The organism is Streptococcus cristatus (assembly GCF_003943815.1).
In the GTDB taxonomy this organism is placed as follows: Bacteria; Bacillota; Bacilli; order Lactobacillales; family Streptococcaceae; genus Streptococcus; species Streptococcus cristatus_F.
The window spans coordinates 1-2,253 of sequence record NZ_RJNA01000034.1 but is presented as its reverse complement, the minus strand read 5'-3'; the positions used below and the strand labels follow the sequence as shown (position 1 = coordinate 2,253).

The 2,253-nt window shown below is 44.4% G+C and carries 2 protein-coding genes; both read left to right on the top strand.

Annotated elements, in window-relative coordinates:
- On the top strand, window positions 1-1,812 hold a 1,812-nt coding region (locus tag D8872_RS10555; RefSeq protein ID WP_125390879.1), incomplete at its 5' end, for a G5 domain-containing protein.
- A 214-nt stretch (window positions 1,813-2,026) separates the two neighbouring features.
- The coding region (locus D8872_RS10550; RefSeq protein ID WP_125390878.1) for a YSIRK-type signal peptide-containing protein at window positions 2,027-2,253 on the top strand (227 nt) is incomplete at its 3' end.

The window sequence follows — 2,253 nt, the reverse complement described above, 5'->3', positions numbered from 1 at the left end:
ACGCTTGTGGAAGTAACAATCGAAAATGGCCAAGAAACTGGTCGTGTGACTCGCGATAGCTTCGTTTCTAAAGATCCAATCGATCAGATTGTGGAAGTTGGCAAGCCAGTTGAGCAAATCAGTCCAGCAGAAGGCGTTAAGAATCTGGTTGTCGAGCAACCACGACTTGATATCGTGACAGAAGTTCTACCGTTTAATACCGTCGAACGTGAAAACCCACAATTGCCGAAGGGCACCCGAAAAGTTGTCCAAGAAGGCAAGGACGGTGAAAAGACCACGTTTGTTGAAGTAACCATCGAAAATGGTCAAGAAACTGGTCGTGTGACTCGCGATAGCTTTGTTTCCAAATCCCCAGTCGACAAGATTGTGGAAGTTGGCAAACCAGTTGAGCAAGTTACACCAGCAGAAGGCGTTAAGAATCTGGTTGTCGAGCAGCCACGCTTGGATGTGGTGACTGAAGAGGTTGGCTTTAATACCGTCGAACGTGAAAATCCACAATTGCCTAAGGGCATCCGAAAAGTTGTCCAAGAAGGCAAGGTTGGTGAGAAGACCACACTTGTCGAAGTGGCCATCGAAAATGGTCAAGAAACTGGTCGCATCACTCGCGATAGTTTCGTTTCCAAAGACGCAGTTGATAAGATTGTGGAAGTTGGCAAGCCAGTTGGGCAAATCACTCCAGCTGAAGGCGTTAAGAATCTTGTTGTCGAACAGCCGCGCTTAGATATTGTGACAGAAGTTCTACCGTTTAATACTGTTGAACATGAAAGTGCTCAATTGCCTAAGGGGACACGAAAAGTTGTCCAAGAAGGCAAGGACGGTGAAAAGACAACGCTTGTGGAAGTGACGATTGAGAATGGCAAGGAAAGCGGTCGACTGACTCGCGATAGCTTCATTTCTAAAGCCCCAGTCGACAAGATTGTGGAAGTTGGTAAACCAGTCGAGCAAATCACTCCAGCTGAAGGTGTTAAGAATCTTGTTGTCGAGCAGCCACGCTTGGATATTGTGACAGAGACTCTACCGTTTAATACCGTCGAACGTGAAAGTGCTCAATTACCTAAGGGCACCCGAAAGGTTGTCCAAGAAGGCAAGGACGGCGAGAAGACCACACTTGTGGAAGTGACCATCGAAAATGGTCAGGAAACCGGTCGCATCACTCGTGATAGCTTCGTTTCCAAAGATCCAGTTGATCAGATTGTGGAAGTTGGAAGCAAGGAAGAGAAACCAAACAAACCAACTACACCAGAGAAGCCTGTAGAGCCATCTAAACCATCTAAGCCAGAAAATAACTTACGTATCTTGACGGACGAAGCTACCAAGGTTCAAGTGATTGGCATGAAGTCTACGCTTGATCAAGTTGTAGTCTTGAAGGTTAAGAAAGTGGCAGCTCAAAGCCTAGAAGGTAAGCTCTATGATGCTTATGACATTAGACTAGAAGACCAATTTGGCAAAGCTGTTCAGCCTAAGGGCAAGGTCTTTGTCAGCCTTCCAGTTGCATCTAACAAAGATGTTGAAAATGTCTTCTTTATGACAGCGGCTGATCAGCTTGATGCGGTATCCTTCCAGCAAAAAGGTCATTATATCGAGTACATGACAGATCAGCTAGGTGTTTATGCGGTTGTTTACAAGTCAACTGCAACCCCGCAGGTGCAGGAGCAAGTGCACGGAGCTAAAGTAGATGGTTCTACTAAAAGTCCAGTCACTAAGTCAGCAACCTTACCAAGTACAGGCACAGCAACAGATTCAGCCTTCCTTCTCGGCCCTCTGTTAGCATTGACAGGATTATTCCTGATGAAGAAGAAGGAAAATATGTAAAAAAACATTTCCGACACAAAGTTTGGTACATAGCCATTAGTCTATGTACCAGCGATTTAAGGGCGGAACATGGCTTGAGAAAAGATATAGTGTAAGTTATGTTCCGTCTGTTTTTACGATAAATTCAATTTAAATAAGTCAAATAAAATATATTTTTTTAAATAAAGTTGCAAACGCTTACTGGTGAGAAGCGTACAGATAGGAAGGTTCCTTTATGGAAAAGAAATGTAAGTTTAGTATTCGAAAATATGCTATCGGTGCTTGTTCTGTTATGATAGGTGTCCTGTTATTTGGTATGCCATTGGCATCGGCCGATGTGGTACAACCGTCCAGTTCAGCAACTGTTACTAGCGAGTCATCAGGTGGCAGAGGAAATGATTCTGGTACGGTCGAGCGGGTAGAAGGTCTAACCAGTTTACCAGCTGAATTGGCAGATAAATT